This window comes from Sphingobium sp. SA916 (genome assembly GCF_002894065.1).
Taxonomy (GTDB): Bacteria; Pseudomonadota; Alphaproteobacteria; order Sphingomonadales; family Sphingomonadaceae; genus Sphingobium; species Sphingobium fuliginis.
The window spans coordinates 77,552-93,933 of record NZ_LXYF01000085.1; the positions used below are offsets into that span (position 1 = coordinate 77,552).

Genomic DNA, 16,382 nt, shown 5'->3' on the forward strand with positions numbered 1-16,382 from the left:
GGCGCATGATGATCTCCGTCGCGGCGCGGGCGCGCAATTTCTTCCGGTCGCTGGTGGGACAGATATTCCTGCTGCTGACCGTCGGCATGACGATCGCCGCCGTGCTGGCGCTGCTGGTCGCGGAGCAGGCCCGGCATCTCGATTTCGAGCGCTGGCGCCTTCAACGCGTCGTGGCCAGCGCCGTCGACATCGCGCAGCGGCTGAGTCACGATCCGGTCAAGATAGAGGCGATGCTGAAGGACCAACAGATCATGGGGGCGAGGACCGCGCCGGAGGGCGTGGCGCTGGCGGACCCGGACCCGACGCTGGCGGACGCGCTGGCGGTGCGTTTCGGGCCGCACTCCAACCCCGAAGCGGGGCAGGTGCCGGTCGGGCTGTGCTTTCCGGCCGGCAAGGTCGATCCGAACAACCGGGCGGCGGGTCTGATCGACGCGCCACGGCCCGATTGCTGGGTCGTGCGCTTCACCGACGGCACGGGCGAACGGCGGTCGCTCGCCCTCTATTTGCCGCGGGTCGTCAAGCCGCCCAGCAATCTCGCCAAGCCGATCTACCTGCTGCTGATCCTGCTGTCCTCGGCGGGGCTGGCGATCGTCGTCGCGCGCTTCGTCGCCAAGCCGCTGCGCCGGCTGGAGCGGGCGGCCGAAGCCTTTTCGGTATCGGTCGATCCGGAGGAAATCCCGGAGCGGGGGCCGGAAGAAGTGCGGGCCGCCCTGTCGACCTTCAACCTGATGCAGCGCCGGGTCCGTGCGGGCTTTGCCGAGCGGACGCAGTTGCTGGCGGCGATCAGCCATGATCTTCAGACGCCGCTCACCCGCCTGCGCTTGCGGCTGGAACTGGTGGAGAACGAGGAGTTGCGGGCCCGCCTCTTGCAGGATCACCAGGCGATGATGACGCTGGTCCGCGAAGGGCTGGACCTGGCGGCGAGCACGGAGGCGCAGGAGGACTGGTCGGTGATCGACATCGATTCGCTGCTGACCAGCATGGCCGAAGACGCGCAGGACCTGGGATTGCCCGTGCGTTTCCTGTCAGGCTGCGGCGGCACGGTCCGGGTCAAGCCCAACGCGCTGACCCGCTGCATCAGCAATCTGGTGAACAATGCCGTGAAATATGGCGGCAGCGCCGACGTCAGTTGCATGCGGCAGGGGACGCGCGTGCTGATCGAGGTGCGCGACCATGGGCCGGGCATCGCACCCGATCAGTTGGACCAGATGTTCGAACCCTTCACCCGCGGTGTGGCGGGGCAGCCCGGCGGGCGGCCCGGGACCGGCATCGGCCTCACCATCGCGCGATCGCTGGCGCTGAGTTTCGAGGCGTCCGTGCGCCTGGCCAATGCGCCGGACGGCGGGCTGATCGCCACGATCGACATGCGGGCGTAACGGCATTTCCGCAGGCGGGATGGATGCTGAAACAGGTTCAGCATGTGCAATGCAGCCTTCGATCGTCGCGATCGCATCGTTCCATGCATGGGAACCAATGCACCCCTGGTGAGATTATCTCCTTTACCCTCTTCCCTCCCGGGGGCTCAGGTGACACTATGCATCATATCGCGGCGGGGGAACGTCGCGCCGATTGGAAGATGCTGCATGACGGCGGCGCGGTAATGATCTTGCCGGTCGCATGAAGATGGTCGTGCGATTGCCGGAAATGCTTCTGCGTGGCCGGATAAGCATCGTGCGTTCTTTTTGCAGAAACATGCAGATCGACGATTGGACAGATTTGAATTTTTTACTCTGAACAGGTTCTATTGCACTGTTTTTACAGACCATAAGGGTCTATATACATTCCATGGCTACTTTAGCGGGAGTCGCCAGTGACAAAGAATGAGCTGTTTTCCAGCTTCACGCGGAAGTTCGATGATCGGCGTCAGGCCGAAATGTCTATCGAAGATTATCTGCTGGGATGTCGCAACGATCCATTGATGCATGCGTCCGCGCCGGAGCGGCTGCTGGCAGCAATCGGTGAGCCGGAGATCATCGACACCTCGCGCGATCAGCGGCTGGGCCGGATCTTCATGAACCGGACCATCCGCCGCTACAAGAGCTTCACCAATTTCTACGGCATGGAAGGGACGATCGAACATATCGTCAGTTTCCTGCGCCACGCCAGCCAGGGATTGGAGGAGCGCAAGCAGATCCTCTACCTGCTGGGTCCGGTGGGCGGCGGCAAGTCGTCCCTGGCCGAACGGCTGAAGGCGCTGATGGAAGTGCATCCCATCTATGTGCTGAAGGCGGGGGATGAGATCAGCCCGATCTTCGAAAGCCCGCTCGCCTTGTTCGACGCCGAAACCCATGGCGACTATATCGAGGAGAATTACGCCATTCCCCGGCGGCGGCTGACCGGCATGATCAGCCCCTGGTGCCGCAAGCGGCTGGATGAATATGGCGGCGACATATCCCAGTTCAGGGTCGTGCGCATGATGCCGTCCCGCATGCGGCAGGTCGCCATCGCCAAGACCGAGCCGGGCGACGAGAACAACCAGGACATCAGCTCGCTGGTCGGCAAGGTCGACATCCGCAAGCTGGAAATGCTCTCGCAGAACGATCCGGACGCCTACAGCTATTCGGGCGGGCTCAACCGGGCGAACCAGGGCATGCTGGAATTCGTCGAGATGTTCAAGGCGCCGATCAAGATGCTCCACCCGTTGCTGACCGCGACGCAGGAGGGCAATTATATCGGCACGGAGAATATCGGCGCCATTCCCTATACCGGCATTATCATGGCCCATAGCAATGAATCGGAATGGGCGAATTTCAAGAACAACAAGAATAACGAAGCCTTTATCGACCGTATCTACGTCATCAAGGTTCCCTATAGTTTGCAGGCCACCGAGGAACGGCATGTCTACGAGAAGTTGCTGCGGGAATCGGACCTGAACAAGGCGCCCTGCGCGCCGGGGACTTTGGACATGCTGGCGCGTTTCTCCGTGCTGACGCGGCTGCGGGAGCATGAGAACAGCAATCTCTACTCCAAGATGCGCGTCTATGACGGCGAGATGCTGCGGGAAATCGATCCGAGGGCCAAGAGTCTTCAGGAATATCGCGACGCTGCTGGCGTGGACGAGGGCATGTCGGGCATTTCGACCCGCTTCGCCTTCAAGGCGCTGTCGGCCACCTTCAACCATGACACCAATGAGATCGCGGCCGATCCCGTGCACCTCATGTATGTGCTGGAGGGCATGGTCCGGCAGGAGCAGTTCCCCGCCGAGATCGAATCCCGCTATCTGGAGTTCATCAAGGGCGAACTGGCGCCGCGCTATGCCGAGTTCATCGGCAATGAAATCCAGAAGGCCTATCTCGAATCCTACCATGATTATGGGCAGAACCTGTTCGACCGTTATGTCGCCTATGCCGATGCGTGGATCGAGGATCTGGACTTCAAGGACCCGGACACGGGTCAATTGCTGGACCGGGAGGTCATCAACCAGGAACTGTCCAAGACCGAAAAGCCCGCCGGGATCGCCAATCCCAAGGATTTCCGCAACGAGGTGGTGAAGTTCGCGCTGCGCATGCGGGCCAGCAATGACGGGCGCAACCCGTCATGGACCAGTTACGAGAAAATCCGCGAGGTGATCGAGAAGCGGATGTTCAGCCAGGTCGAGGACCTGCTGCCGGTCATCAGCTTCGGATCGAAGAAGGACGGCGAGACCGCGACCAAACATGACGAATTCGTCGCGCGGATGATCGAAAGAGGCTATACTGAGCGGCAGGTTCGGCGGCTTGTCGAATGGTATATACGCGTCAAGCAGGCCGGATGATGGAGGCGCCAAGCCCGCCATGCACATAGTCGACAGACGGTTGAATCCAGGAGGCAAGAGCCTGGTCAACAGGCAGCGCTTCCTGCGGAGGGCAAGGGCATATGTGCAGCAGGCGGTGCGCGACAGCCTGAAGGACCGCAGCATCAAGGATCTGGACAAGGAAGGCCAGATTTCGATCCAGCGCGACGTCATCCACGAACCGACGCTGCACCGCGCCGCGCAGGGTGGCAGCCGCGAACGGGTCTTCCCCGGCAATCACGACTATATGGAAGGCGACCGGATCAAGCGGCCCGATGGCGGCGCGGGCGCGGGGTCGAAGGCCGGGCAGGGCGAGGGGAATGACGATTTCCAGTTCGCGCTGAGCCGGGAAGAGTTTCTGGACCTGTTCCTCGACGATCTGGAGCTGCCGGACCTCGCCAAAAGGCGGCTGATCGGCGGGGCCGTCGACGGCATAAGGCGGGCAGGCTATTCGACGGTCGGCAACCCATCCAACCTGTCCGTGCCGCGCACGATGCAGAAGGCGATGTCGCGTCGGTTGGCGCTTCGCCGTCCCAAGGGCGCCGATCTTGCCCGGATCGAGGAGGAGATCGCGCTGATCGAGGCGCGCGATCCGGCCCTGCCCGACGATGCCGTACGGCTGGAGGCATTGCGCGAGGAACGCTCGACCGTCATCCGCCGCCGCAACCTGATCGCCTATATCGACCCTGTGGACCTGCGCTATCGCCGGTTTGAGACGGTGCCCAAGCCCGTGGCCCAGGCAGTGATGTTCTGCCTGATGGACGTCTCCGGCTCCATGACGGAGCATATGAAGGATCTGGCGAAGCGTTTCTTCGCGCTGCTGCACCTGTTCCTGTCGCGCTGCTACGAGCATGTGGAGGTGGTGTTCATCCACCATACCGACCGGGCGGCGGAGGTGGACGAGCAGACCTTCTTCTACAGCACGGTGACGGGCGGCACTTTGGTGTCGAGCGCGCTGGAGAAACTGATCGAGGTGGTGCAGGAACGCTTCCGTCCGGATGACTGGAACATCTATGTGGCGCAGGCGTCGGACGGCGACACCATGCAGTCCGACAATGGCCGGGTGGTCAGCCTGATGCAGCAGGAAATCCTGCCCTTCAGCCAATATTTCGCCTATCTGGAAGTCGGGCGAGAGGAATTCGCCGACATAGAGACCATCGGCACGACGACGGGACTGTGGCAGGCCTATGCCCCGGTCAGCGAGGCAAACCGCAATTTCGTGATGCGCAAGGTGCATCATCGGCGGGAAATCTATCCGGTTTTCCGGGAGTTGTTCCAGCGCAAGGGCGTGGCGGAGCGGAGTTCATGATGGTGGAACCGGCATGACGGTCGAACTGGCGTCCGCCCCGCTGTTCACGGGAAGCGATTGGGACTTCGCGCTCATCAACCGCATTTACGAAACGATCGAGCCCATCGCGCTCCAGGAAATGAAGCTCGACATCTATCCCAATCAGATAGAAGTCATCAGTGCGGAGCAGATGCTGGACGCCTATTCCTCCATCGGCATGCCGCTCTTCTACAAACACTGGTCCTTCGGCAAGCAGTTCGTGACCAATGAGATGATGTACCGCAAGGGGCTGCGCGGCCTGGCCTATGAGCTGGTCATCAACAGCGATCCCTGCATCAACTATCTGATGCAGGAAAACAGCGCGACGATGCAGACGCTGGTCATCGCCCATGCGGCCTTCGGGCATAATCATTTCTTCAAGAATAATTATGTCTTCAAGCAATGGACCGATGCCGAGGGAATTCTGGATTATCTGGAATTCGCCAAGCGCTACATCGCGCAGTGCGAGGAGCGCTACGGTCAGTTGCCGGTCGAGCGGGTGCTGGACGCCGCCCATGCGCTGATGAACCAGGGCGTGCATCGCTATCCGCGCGTCCGCCCAAGGGACTTGAAGGCGGAGGCGGCGCGGGAGGCGGAACGGCAGGCCTATCGCGACCGCATCTATGACGATCTGTGGCGGACCGTGCCCACTGGAGCGAAGGCGGATGCGATCCCCAGCGACGCCAGACGGGCGGCGCTGGGACTGCCGCAGGAAAATATCCTCTATTTCCTGGAAAAGTCCGGTCCCCGGCTGGAAAGCTGGCAACGGGAGATTTTGCGGATCGTGCGGTTGATCGCGCAATATTTCTACCCGCAGCGCCAGACCAAGGCGATGAACGAAGGCGCTGCGACCTACACCCATTACCGCATCATGACGACGCTGCACGAACGGGGATGGCTGACCGACGGCGCCTTCATGGAATTCCTCTCATCCCATACCAATGTCGTCTATCAACCCACCTATGATTCAGGACAATTTGGCGGTTTCAACCCCTATGCCCTGGGCTTCGGCATCATGTCGGACATCGAAAGGGTCTGCCGTGCGCCGACGGAGGAGGATCGCGAATGGTTCGGGGATATTGCCGGATCGGGCGACCCGATGGAGGTGCTGAAGGACATATGGGCCAATTATCGGGACGAAAGCTTCGTTTCGCAATTTCTGAGCCCACATCTGATCCGGCAATGGCGGCTGTTCAAGATCCTCGACAAGCAGGGCGAATCGGAACTGCGGGTCGACGCCATTCATGATGAGCGCGGCTATCGCCGGATTCGGCGCTCCTTGGCGCGGGAATATGAAATCGGGCGGCAGGAACCCGACATACAGGTGGTCGATGTCGACCTGGCCGGCGACCGCAAGCTGATCGTCGAGCATTCGGTGCTGGACGGCGTCCAACTGGAGGCCCGCGATGCCGCTATGGTCTTGCAAAATCTGGCGAATCTCTGGGGTTATGAAGTGCTGTTGAAGGAGGTTGATTCCGAAACGCGCAAGGAATTGAAAAGCCATAGCGCGCAGCCCAATGCGGCCTGGCTGCGCTGAACCGGTGCGCGCGGCGGACGGGAAAAGGGCTGCGGCAAGATTCCGTTTTCAATCGATGATGGGAAAGGTTAAGTTGTCCGCCGGTTTTTCGTGGGCGAAGTCGGATCTGTCGCTCTGAAGGCGGTGGAGAGGATGGGCCCTGCGACAGGCAGGAGTTCGATTCATGACGAATGCTCTTACGCCAGAAGAATGTCTAGACCGGGCAAGAATGCATGATCAACTGGCAGCGACCACCGCGGATGCTTCGGCGCGCATGATGCATCAGGCAATGGCTGCCGAGTTCCGCCGCCGCGCCGAAACGGCATCGAGCGGCATGCGACAGGCCGCTAGCAGGCCGATCATCGAACTGATGCCGAACGTCGCCTGACGGCTTCAGGGTCGTCGGACCGTCGTGCGCCTTCGTAAAAGATAGATGTCCATGATCCAGCCGTGTTCCTGGCGGAGCGCGGCGCGGCATGAGGCGATTTCGGCCCCTCTCATGGCCAGCGGACCCTGGGCGAGCCTTTCCTGGGGCAATCCCAGATAGGCGCCCCACCAGATGTCGAGACCCTCTGGCGGCAGGGTCTGGAAGGCGCAATGGCCATCCAGCATGACGATCAGGCTGTCGGCGCAGTCCGGCCAGCCGCGTTCGCTGAGGCGCCGGCCGGTGGTGATCAGCACGGGATCGGCAAGGTCGTTGAGGCAGATGCCGTGGGCGGCGGTCAGCGCCTGTACGCTGGTGATGCCGGGGATCACGCGGACCTTCACGCCCAGCAGGCGCCCGGCGATGCGCAGGCTGCTGTCATAAAGCGACGGATCGCCCCAGACCAGCAGGGCGAGCCTGCCGCCTTCGGGAAGGTGCCGCGCGAACTGCTCCATCCAGAGCGAGGCGATGGCATCGTGCCAGTCGAGGACGGCGCCGACATAATCGGTCCGGTCCGCTCGCCGGGGCATGTCGAATTCCACGATTTTCACCGCCTGCGTCAGCAGTTCGGCGCAAATGGCGCGGCGCAGGTCGATGAGGTCAGACTTGGCGTCGCCCTTGCGGGGCAGCAGGATGAGGTCGGCGTCGTTCATCGCCTTCACCGCGGCGCGGGTGAGGTGATCGGGATTGCCCGTGCCGATGCCGATAAGGTCGATGCTGATCATGAGGAGGCTTTCGAAGCGGGAGCGATGAGGTGGAAGAAACTGCCGGTGACACGGCCGCGATGCGATCCCGTCGACGGAACGGCCTGACCTTCCGCGTCGGTCACATGAGCGAGCGGGCTGTCCGGTTGCTCGACGATGGTGGAATAATGGAATTCATGGCCGTTCAGCATCGCTCCCGCAGGCATGCCGCCCATCGGCGCCAGCAAGCGCGCCTGTCGGTAGCCAAGATGAAGGCGCCGTTCCGCGAAGCTGGTGACGAGGCCGAGCAGGCCGGCCATGGCATGTGCCTGCCCGTCGGCATCGATCAGCGCCTGTCCCAGCACCATATAGCCGCCGCATTCGCCATGGATCGGACGGTCCAGTGCGTGGTGGCGCAGGCCGGAAAGGAAATGGGCCGCCTGCGCGATCCGGCCCGCATGGAGTTCGGGATAGCCGCCGGGGAGCCAGACCGCATCGGCATTGGCTGCCGGGGCTTCGTCGGCCAGGGGGGAAAAGGGCAGGATTTCGGCGCCTGCATCCCGCCAGCCGGACAGGAGATGCGCATAGGTGAAGGAGAAGGCTTCGTCACGGGCGATGGCGATGCGCTGGCCGGGTGGCGGCAGGGTCGGCATTGAAGCGCGATCCTGCGCCGGGGTGGACCGGGCCGCGCGCCGGACGGCGTTGAGGTCCACATGGGTCGCCACGATGTCCGCCATCCGGTCGATGATCCGGTCGAGATCGGCCTGTTCGGCCGCCTGGACCAGACCCAGATGACGCTCCGGAAGGTGGAGCGCGGCGGAGCGCGGTATGGCGCCCAGGACGGGGATGCCCGCCTCCTCCATCGCCGCGCGGATCAGCCGTTCGTGGCGCTGGCTGGCGACATGGTTGAGGACGACGCCGGCCATGGAAATATCGGAACGAAGGCCACGGAAACCGCTGGCGATGGCGGCGGCGGACTGGCTCTGGCCCGACACGTCCATGACGAGAAGGACGGGCCAGCCGAACAGCGCCGCGATGTCCGCGCTCGCGCCGGTGCCGGCTTCCCCGATGGCGGGGGCGCCGTCGAACAGGCCCATCACGCCTTCCGCGACGATCAGCTCTGCGTCGGCCCGGCCCGCAACGGTCGCCATCTGCGATGCGGACATCGCCCAACTGTCGAGGTTGAAGGAGGGGCGGCGGCTGGCCGCCTGCTGGAAGGCAGGGTCGATATAGTCGGGGCCGGACTTGAACGGCTGTACCCTGATGCCCATCCGGGAAAAGGCCCGCAACAGGCCCAGCGTGACGGTCGTCTTGCCCGATCCTGAACGGGGCGCCGCGATCAGAAGGCCCGGCGTCATGGCTTGTCGATGAAGGCGGAGTCGGCGCTGGCCGGTCGGAAACGGCGGTCATAGCCGGGCGCGTAGAGGCTGCTTTCCGCGAAATCCTCGCTGCCCAGCACCGGGCCGACAAGAATGATGGCGGTCCGTTCGGGCCCGTCCGCAGCAGCTTCCCCGATGGTGCCCAGCGTCGCCCGCACGATCCGCTGATCCGGCCAGCTTGCGCGCCACACCACGGCCGCGGGGCAATGGGCGCCATGATGCGGGATCAGGTCGCGCACCACCTGCGCCAGATTATGGATCGACAAATGGATGGCGAGCGTCGCGCCGGTCGCGCCGAATGCGGAGAGGCTTTCACCGGACGGCATGGCGCTGGCGCGTCCCGGCGTCCGGGTGAGGATCACCGACTGGCCGAGTTCGGGCAGCGTCAGTTCGGCGCCGATGGCGGCAGCGGCGGCGGCGAAGGAGGGGACGCCGGGCGTGATGCTGAAAGGAATGCCGATCGCTTTCAGCCGCCGAAGCTGCTCGCCCATGGCCGACCAGACGGACAGGTCGCCGGAATGAAGGCGCGCGACGTCATGCCCCGCTTGATGGGCATCGACGATGATGGCGACGATCTCGTCCAGGGTCAGCGGCGCCGTGTTGACGATCCGCGCGCCTGCCGGACAATGATCGAGCAGGGCGGCGGGCACCAGCGATCCGGCATAGAGACAGACCGGAGAACGCGCGATCAGGTCGCGCCCGCGCAGGGTGATGAGGTCGGGCGCGCCGGGACCGGCGCCGATGAAATGAACGGTCAAGAGGCAGGGCTTTCGGCTAGGGCGCAACTTGCGAGGCGGTCGGAAGAGAAGGCGCGGGGCGCTAGCAGGCGGCCCTTGGGCCCTGAAGCGGCGAGGGCCGTGGCTTCGGCGACGCTGCCGGTGCCATGGGCGGCCATGCTGGCGGGAGATCGGGTGGCCACGGGCTGTTCCGCCAGCCTTTCAACGCCGACGGCCATCAGGGGCAGGGCGAGCTTGCGCGCCAATGGCGCAAGCTGCCCGGCCTTGCCATCGAGGGTTGCCAGCGCGTCGACGGCGATCATGGCGCCCGTCGCCTGCTCCAGCGCCGATTCCAGCGAAGCGAGCGACGCGCTGTGGCGGAAGCCGAAGCCGGCGACGATCATAGCGTCACGCTCCACTGCACCAGCGGATAGGCGGAACGCCAGCCGCGACGGCTGCCCAGGGGCATCGCCTGCGCAAGCTCGACGCGAAGCAGGTTGCCGCCCTTGTCGGCATGCCATTTGGCAAGCAGCGCTTCCGATTCCAACGTGACGGCATTGGCGACAAGGCGCGTGGGACCGCCGGGCAGGGCGAACAATGTCGCGAGCAGGGACTGGCTCAGCCCGCCGCCGATGAAGACGGCCTCGGGGCGGGTCCGGCCGGTCAGGATGTCGGGGGCTCTGCCTTCCATGACGGTCAGGCGGTCGACGCCCAGATGAAGGGCATTGGCGCGCGCCCGGGCGGCGCGATCCGGATCGGCCTCGAAAGCGACGGCCTGGGTGGAGGAATGGGCGAGCAGCCATTCTATGGCGATGGAGCCGGAACCTGCGCCTATGTCCCATAATGTCTCGCCGGGGCGGGGCGCCAGGGCGGACAGGGTCAGGGCGCGGGCCGGGCGCTTGGTGATCTGGCCGTCATGGTCGAACCAGTCGTCGGGGATGCCGCTGGAGCGGGGGAGCGTCCTGCCTTCGCCCGCCACGGACAGGCCGACCGCAACGGGATGCGCGACATCGGCAAGGTCCGGCGCTTCGGCCGTGCACTGGCGGATATGTTCGCGGGGGCCGCCCAGCGCTTCCAGCACATGCAGGGTCGAACGGCCGAAGCCCTGTTCCGTCAGCCAGGCGGCAAGCTCGCCCGCCGCCTGCCCGTCGCGCAGCAGCAATATGGAGCGGCGGCCGGGCACGAGACCGTGGCGCAACCGCGTCAGCGGCGCGGCGTGGAGGCCATGGCATTCCACGTCCTGAAGCGCCCAGCCCAGCCGCGCGGCGGCAAGGGAGAATGTGGAGGGGGCAGGGTGCGCCGTCCATTCATCCGGCCGCAAATGCCGCGTGATGCTGCTCCCCGCGCCGAACCAGAAGGGATCGCCGGAGGCAAGCAGGACGGTTGGGTCTCCACGGCGGGCGAGCAGCATCGGAACGCCGGCCGCGAACGGGACTGGCCAGGGCAGGCTTTCGGCCCTAAGGGCTGGCAGCAGCGCAAGATGGCGCGGCGCTCCGGCGACGAGCGCGGCTTTCTCCAGCGCTTCGCGGGCGGCGGACGACAGGCCATTCGGGCCGTCTTCCCCGATGCCGACGATCGTCAGCCACGGACCGTCAGGAGTATCGGGCATGTCCAATATCCTCATTCTGGGCGGCACCACGGAAGCGAGCGCGCTTGCGGCTGCTCTTGCCGAGCGGGGCGTTCGCGCGGTGTTGAGCTATGCGGGGCGGACGGACAAACCACGGGCGCAGCCGGTGCCGGTGCGCGTCGGCGGCTTCGGGGGCATGGCCGGCCTCGCGCGCTATTTGCGGGAGGAAGGCGTCACCCATCTGGTGGACGCCACTCATCCCTTCGCCGCTGTGATGAGCGGGAATGCCCTTGGCGCGGCGCGGGAGGCGGGGGTAGAGCACATCATGCTGACCCGGCCGCCCTGGACCGCGGCGGAGGGAGACCGCTGGACCCATGTGCCGGACATGGCCGGGGCGGTGGCGGCGCTGGAGGGAGCCAGGCGGAATGTGATGCTGGCCCTGGGGCGCATGCATGTGGACGCCTTCGCCGTGCAGCCTCAGCATCATTATCTGTTGCGCTTCGTCGATATGCCCGCCGTTGCGCCGGGGCTGCCCGATCATGCGCTGGTCATCGACCGCGGTCCCTTCACGGTGGAGGGCGACATGCAGTTGATGCGCGCCCATGGCATCGACTGCGTGGTGTCGAAAAATGCGGGTGGCGGCGGCGCGCGGGCGAAGCTGGTCGCCGCGCGGATGCTGGGACTGCCGGTCGTGATGATCGAGCGTCCGGCCTGTCCAGCGGCGCAGGTGACGCATGAGGTCGCCGGGGTGCTGCAATGGCTGGGTCATGCGGCGGAGCGCGGCGTATAGAGGATCGGCGGGCCGGAGCGTTCGATCAGCCGGGTGCGGCTGGAACCGACGATGACCATGGTGCGCATGTCGGCCATGTCCGCAGTGGCGCGGCTCAACGGCACCACGCTCAGCGTTTCCTCCGGCGTGGAGACGGCCCGGGCGAACAGGATGAACCGGTCCTCGCCGCATTCCTCTCGCAGGATCGCCAGCGCCCGCCCGAAACCCTCCGGCCGGGAACGGGAACGGGGATTGTAGAAGGCCATGGCGAAATCGGCCTGTGCGGCGAGGCGCAGGCGGCGCTCGATCAGCGGCCAGGGCTTGAGATTGTCGGACAGGTTGATGGCGCAGAAATCATGGCCGAGCGGCGCGCCCGCCCTTGCGGCGGCGGCGAGCATGGCGGTGATGCCGGGCAGGACGCGGATGTCGAGGTCGCGCCAGTCCTCCGGCCCTGCCTCCACGGCTTCGAACAGGGCGGAGGCCATGGCGAAGACCCCCGGATCGCCCGAGGAAACCACCGCCACCCGCTTGCCCTGCGCGGCGAGGGCCAGGGCATGGGCGGCGCGGTCGAGTTCGACCCGATTGTCCGAGGCGTGGAGCGTCAGGCCCGGTCTTTGGGCCACCCGGGCGACATAGGGGATGTATCCGATGACGTCGCTCGCCTGCGCCAGCGCATCCGACACCTCCGGCGTGATGAGCGCGTCCGCTCCCGGACCAAGACCGGCTGCCACTACCCATCCGGTCATGGACGGCGGCCCTGTCCGTGGACCAGCAGGATCGAAAAATAGGCGGTGACGTCGGTCGCTTCCGTCAGCGGGGTGATGCGCTGATCCGCCATGGTCGCATATTCGACCAGCCAGGCGCTGTCCTGCTTGCCCGCGGCTTCGACGGCGCGGCGAAGCCTGGGAAGGTTGCGGCCGATCTTCATGACGACCAGAGCATGGCTGTCGCGGATGCGGCGGGTCAGTTCCTCTTCGGACAGGGTGGCCATCAACACCGTCAGGACATCGTCGCCCCAACTGATCGGCATGCCGCTGGCGGTCCAGGCGCCGGACATGCCGGTGATGCCGGGGACGATCTTCACCGGCGCGGCAAGGCGGCTGTGCAGGTGCATGAAGCTGCCGTAGAAGAAGGGATCGCCTTCGCAAAGGACGACCACATCCTCGCCGCGTGCCGAAAGCCCGTCCAGATGCGCCGTGCAATCGGCATAGAAGGTCGAGAGCAGATCATTGTAGCGCGGGTCTGACAGCGGGATTTCCGTCGTGACCGGATATTCCATCGGATATTCGACGGCATCGGCGCGCAACATGCCCTCCACGATTCTGCGGGCATGGCCCGACCTTCCCCTCTTGCGGAAATAGGCGATGTGCCGGGCATTGCGGATCAGCCGGTCGGCGCGGACGCTCATCAGGTCCTGCGCCCCCGGTCCCAGGCCGACGCCATGGATGGTCCCGCCGCTCATTCCGCCGGGCTCGCTATCGCATTCACCGCCGCGACCGTGATGGCGCTGCCGCCGGGGCGACCCTCCACGATACAGCAGGGGACGGGCCGGCTGCGCCAGAGCGCTTCCTTCGATTCCGCCGCGCCGACGAAGCCGACGGGGCAGCCGATGATCGCGGCCGGGCGGGGGCAGTCGGGGTCCTCCAGCATGTTGAGCAGATGGAAAAGCGCCGTCGGGGCATTGCCGATCGCAACCAGCGCGCCCTCCAGATGCGGGCGCCAGAGTTCGAGCGCCGCGGCCGAGCGGGTGTTGGACATTTGCGCCGCCAGGGCAGGCACCTGCGGATCGTTCAGGGTGCAGAGGATCGGATTGTCGGCGGGCAGGCGCTTCAGGGTTATGCCCTCCGACACCATGCGCGCGTCGCAGAGGATCGGCGCGCCCGCCTGAAGCGCGGCGATGGCGTCCCGGGCGAAGGACGGGGAAAAGCGGATGTGGGAAGCAAGTCCGACCAGGCCCGCCGCATGGATCATGCGGACGGCGATGCGTTCCTCCTCGGGCGAGAAGCGGGCAAGGTCGGCTTCGGCGCGAATGGTGCGGAAGGACTGCCGGTAGATGGCGGCTCCGTCGGTTTCGTAGCTGTGGGGCATCAGGGCCTTCCGAAAAGGGCGAGGATTTGTCGGGCGGTCAGGCCGGTCGTTTCCGGCGGCGATCCGGCGCGGGCGTTGCGGGACAGGTCGAAGCGGCCCTGCCGTCCGGTGAGGACCAGCCCTGCGGGCCTTTGGCGGGCGCAGCCCTTGGCGCAGCCGGACACATGCAGCGACCCTTCGACAAGGGGCGCGAGCCGGGTGGCGAGGCCGCGGGTTTCGACGCTTGCCTGCGGGCATGCGGGCGCGCCGGGGCAGGCGTCGACGCGGAGCAGGCCGTCAGGGGAGGCGTGCTCCGCACTGTCTGCGTCGCCTTCCAGGATCAAGCCGCGCCATGGGGTGAGGCGCAGGGCCGTGACATGCGGTTTCCCGGCCAGCGCGATAAGGCTGTCGGCGTCAAGCTGACCGAAGGGAATGCCGTGGAAAGGCCCCGATGCCTCCGCCAGCAATTGGGACAGCGGGCGGGACGGCGCGGGCGCGATGTCGGCAGCGGTGGGCAGCGGGGCTTCGTGCCGGGCCGCGCGGCCCAATGCGCCGCCGCCCGTGGCAAGGAACCAGCGGGCAAGCGCAATCAGGTCGCGCGCCGCCGTTTCAACGCTGGTGGGCGAACCCAGCGGACGCCCCTCCACCCGCAGCAGCAGCCTGCCCGCCTCGCTGCGCTCGAACCGGAAATCGGCGGGGACGGCGGCAAGACAGGGCGCAGGCCCGGCATCTATGGCGATCCCTATCTTGGAAGGAAGCTGGGGCAGCTCATCGATGTGGGCGATCAGGCTGAGCGCGATGCTTTCCGTGTCATCCCCGGGCGATGAATCGGGAGCGAGCAGGAAATTGCGGCGCGCTTCGCGGGCCGGATCGTGATCTGCAAGGCCCAGGGCGACAAGGTGCCGGAGCAGCGGGCCATGGCCTTGTTCCGTCACGCCGCGAAGCTGGAGCGCGGCCCGGTTGGTGAGATCGACAAGGCCATTGCCGTGAAGACGTGCGGCTTCGGCAAGGCCGATGGCCTGGGGGACGGTCAGGCGGCCCAGCGGTGGACGGACCCGCACCAGCAGCCCGTCGCCCGCCATCATCGGGCGCCATGCCGTCGGGCACCAGCCGCGAATGGCGGCGGACGATGCGCTTTGCGCGTCTGGCAACGGACCTTACCTCCCACGTCGCAACGACGGCCGGAGGGTTCACCCCCAGCCGCATTTCGTCGCCCGTGCGGAGAACCGAGCCGTGACCATCCCCTGGACCATGGCTAGAGCGACCTTTGCGTTCGGCAGGTCTCCTGGCTTGCGGGTCGTCGCTTCGGCACGGGCCTTCCCGGATCGCTCCAGTGGCTGGCCGTTCCCCGGGGGGGAACCGCACGTCCTTGCCTTGCTCGCCGCTCACAGTTGCAGGGACAGCCACGGATTAGGGAGTCTCCTCCCGCACCGCGTTCCCATTTAAGCCCCTTCGGGGCACCGACGCGATCGATGGAGCGGGCGGAACCCGCTCCAAAAACGCTCATAGGCCGGGCGGAAAGGAAAGGGAAGAGGCCTTCGGACGGGAATCGTCAGCGCGTGACGATGGTGGAATGCCAGTCGGTGCGATGTTCCCAGCCGCGCCTCTCCAGTTCCGGCGTCGCCTCCTCGCTCACCGGATAGCCCAGGCACAGCAGGCCGAGGCAGCGCCAGTTTTCCGGAATGGCGAGCAGGGCGTCCACGGTCGGGCGGTCGAGGATCGAAACCCAGCCCATGCCGATGCCGCGCGTGCGGGCAGCCAGCCAGAGGGTGTGGATCGCCATCACGCAGCTATAGCGGCGCGCCTCCGGCATGGTGATCGCGCCCAGCCTGTGGCCGGTTTCCGTGCCTTCGTCGCAATAGACCGCGAACAGCACAGGCGCTTCGCGCAGGCCGTGCAATTTCAGGCTTCGGTACAGCCTGTCTTCCTCCCCCCGATAGATACTGCCCGCCTCGATCACCTGCGCGTCGACATGAGCGGCAAGATCCTCGCGCAAGGCGGGCGTTTCGATCCGGACGAAACGCCAGGGCTGCGACAGCCCGACGGAAGGCGCGCTATGGGCGAGGGCAAGGAGCCGTTCGACCTCGCTCTCGTCCAGCGGATCGGTGAGGAAATGGCGCACGTCGCGGCGCAGGTGCACCAGTTCCTCGAAGGCGGCGATG

17 protein-coding genes and 1 riboswitch are annotated in these 16,382 nt (G+C 65.7%); of the genes, 7 read left to right on the plus strand and 10 right to left on the minus strand.

Annotated features, from left to right (window positions below; all coding sequences use genetic code 11):
• Positions 1-5: 5 nt before the first annotated feature.
• The 6 genes from A8G00_RS22430 (at position 6) to A8G00_RS22455 (ending at position 7,003) form a co-directional block, all read left to right on the plus strand.
• Positions 6-1,376: an ATP-binding protein gene (locus A8G00_RS22430; protein ID WP_103001734.1), complete on the plus strand. Its 1,371-nt coding sequence runs from the start codon at positions 6-8 to the stop codon at positions 1,374-1,376.
• A gap of 434 nt (positions 1,377-1,810) precedes the next feature.
• Positions 1,811-3,754 carry a PrkA family serine protein kinase gene (locus tag A8G00_RS22440; RefSeq protein WP_025546627.1) on the plus strand — a complete coding sequence of 648 codons (1,944 nt, stop codon included), beginning with the start codon at positions 1,811-1,813 and terminating at the stop codon, positions 3,752-3,754.
• 19 nt (positions 3,755-3,773) lie between these two features.
• Positions 3,774-5,081 (plus strand): YeaH/YhbH family protein, encoded by a 1,308-nt coding sequence (locus tag A8G00_RS22445; RefSeq protein WP_044660808.1) that lies wholly within the window; start codon positions 3,774-3,776, stop codon positions 5,079-5,081.
• A gap of 13 nt (positions 5,082-5,094) precedes the next feature.
• Positions 5,095-6,636, plus strand: coding sequence for a SpoVR family protein (locus tag A8G00_RS22450; protein ID WP_044660807.1), 1,542 nt, complete (start codon positions 5,095-5,097; stop codon positions 6,634-6,636).
• Positions 6,617-6,754: a hypothetical protein gene (locus tag A8G00_RS25950; protein ID WP_367379464.1), complete on the plus strand. Its 138-nt coding sequence runs from the start codon at positions 6,617-6,619 to the stop codon at positions 6,752-6,754. The genes A8G00_RS22450 and A8G00_RS25950 overlap by 20 nt, the downstream gene beginning before the upstream one ends.
• 45 nt (positions 6,755-6,799) lie before the next feature.
• On the plus strand, positions 6,800-7,003 hold the full coding sequence (locus tag A8G00_RS22455) for a hypothetical protein (protein ID WP_025546632.1): 204 nt from the start codon (positions 6,800-6,802) through the stop codon (positions 7,001-7,003).
• 5 nt (positions 7,004-7,008) lie between these two features.
• Here the strand turns inward: A8G00_RS22455 and cobF are convergent, their stop codons facing one another.
• Genes cobF through cbiE form a run of 5 tightly spaced genes read right to left on the minus strand, consistent with a single transcriptional unit; the run spans position 7,009 to position 11,426 of the window.
• Positions 7,009-7,764 carry a precorrin-6A synthase (deacetylating) gene (gene cobF, locus A8G00_RS22460; RefSeq protein WP_103001735.1) on the minus strand — a complete coding sequence of 252 codons (756 nt, stop codon included), beginning with the start codon at positions 7,762-7,764 and terminating at the stop codon, positions 7,009-7,011.
• Positions 7,761-9,080 carry a cobyrinate a,c-diamide synthase gene (locus A8G00_RS22465; RefSeq protein WP_103001736.1) on the minus strand — a complete coding sequence of 440 codons (1,320 nt, stop codon included), beginning with the start codon at positions 9,078-9,080 and terminating at the stop codon, positions 7,761-7,763. Before A8G00_RS22465 ends, cobF begins: the two co-directional genes overlap by 4 nt.
• On the minus strand, positions 9,077-9,859 hold the full coding sequence (gene cobM, locus A8G00_RS22470) for a precorrin-4 C(11)-methyltransferase (RefSeq protein ID WP_025546638.1): 783 nt from the start codon (positions 9,857-9,859) through the stop codon (positions 9,077-9,079). Before cobM ends, A8G00_RS22465 begins: the two co-directional genes overlap by 4 nt.
• Positions 9,856-10,221: a cobalamin biosynthesis protein gene (locus A8G00_RS22475; RefSeq protein ID WP_103001737.1), complete on the minus strand. Its 366-nt coding sequence runs from the start codon at positions 10,219-10,221 to the stop codon at positions 9,856-9,858. The genes cobM and A8G00_RS22475 overlap by 4 nt, the downstream gene beginning before the upstream one ends.
• On the minus strand, positions 10,218-11,426 hold the full coding sequence (gene cbiE, locus A8G00_RS22480; RefSeq protein WP_103001738.1) for a precorrin-6y C5,15-methyltransferase (decarboxylating) subunit CbiE: 1,209 nt from the start codon (positions 11,424-11,426) through the stop codon (positions 10,218-10,220). Before cbiE ends, A8G00_RS22475 begins: the two co-directional genes overlap by 4 nt.
• Here cbiE and A8G00_RS22485 point away from each other — a divergent pair.
• Positions 11,425-12,174, plus strand: coding sequence for a cobalt-precorrin-6A reductase (locus A8G00_RS22485; RefSeq protein WP_103001739.1), 750 nt, complete (start codon positions 11,425-11,427; stop codon positions 12,172-12,174). The two genes, cbiE and A8G00_RS22485, sit on opposite strands and share 2 nt — an antisense overlap.
• On the opposite strand, the gene cobJ is transcribed toward A8G00_RS22485, so the two are convergent.
• The 5 genes from cobJ to bluB form a co-directional block, all read right to left on the minus strand.
• Positions 12,150-12,899, minus strand: a complete 750-nt coding sequence (gene cobJ / locus A8G00_RS22490; protein WP_025546642.1) for a precorrin-3B C(17)-methyltransferase — start codon at positions 12,897-12,899, stop codon at positions 12,150-12,152. The two genes, A8G00_RS22485 and cobJ, sit on opposite strands and share 25 nt — an antisense overlap.
• Positions 12,896-13,615: a precorrin-2 C(20)-methyltransferase gene (gene cobI / locus A8G00_RS22495; protein WP_099186773.1), complete on the minus strand. Its 720-nt coding sequence runs from the start codon at positions 13,613-13,615 to the stop codon at positions 12,896-12,898. The genes cobJ and cobI overlap by 4 nt, the downstream gene beginning before the upstream one ends.
• Positions 13,612-14,241 carry a precorrin-8X methylmutase gene (locus tag A8G00_RS22500; protein ID WP_099186774.1) on the minus strand — a complete coding sequence of 210 codons (630 nt, stop codon included), beginning with the start codon at positions 14,239-14,241 and terminating at the stop codon, positions 13,612-13,614. Before A8G00_RS22500 ends, cobI begins: the two co-directional genes overlap by 4 nt.
• The gene (locus tag A8G00_RS22505) at positions 14,241-15,305 is read right to left on the minus strand and encodes a cobalamin biosynthesis protein CobG (protein ID WP_099186775.1); all 1,065 of its coding nucleotides are present in this window, start codon (positions 15,303-15,305) and stop codon (positions 14,241-14,243) included. Before A8G00_RS22505 ends, A8G00_RS22500 begins: the two co-directional genes overlap by 1 nt.
• Before the next feature lie 172 nt (positions 15,306-15,477).
• Positions 15,478-15,700: riboswitch (cobalamin riboswitch) on the minus strand.
• A 72-nt stretch (positions 15,701-15,772) separates the two neighbouring features.
• Positions 15,773-16,381 (minus strand): 5,6-dimethylbenzimidazole synthase, encoded by a 609-nt coding sequence (gene bluB, locus A8G00_RS22510; RefSeq protein ID WP_076605713.1) that lies wholly within the window; start codon positions 16,379-16,381, stop codon positions 15,773-15,775.
• Position 16,382: the final 1 nt, after the last annotated feature.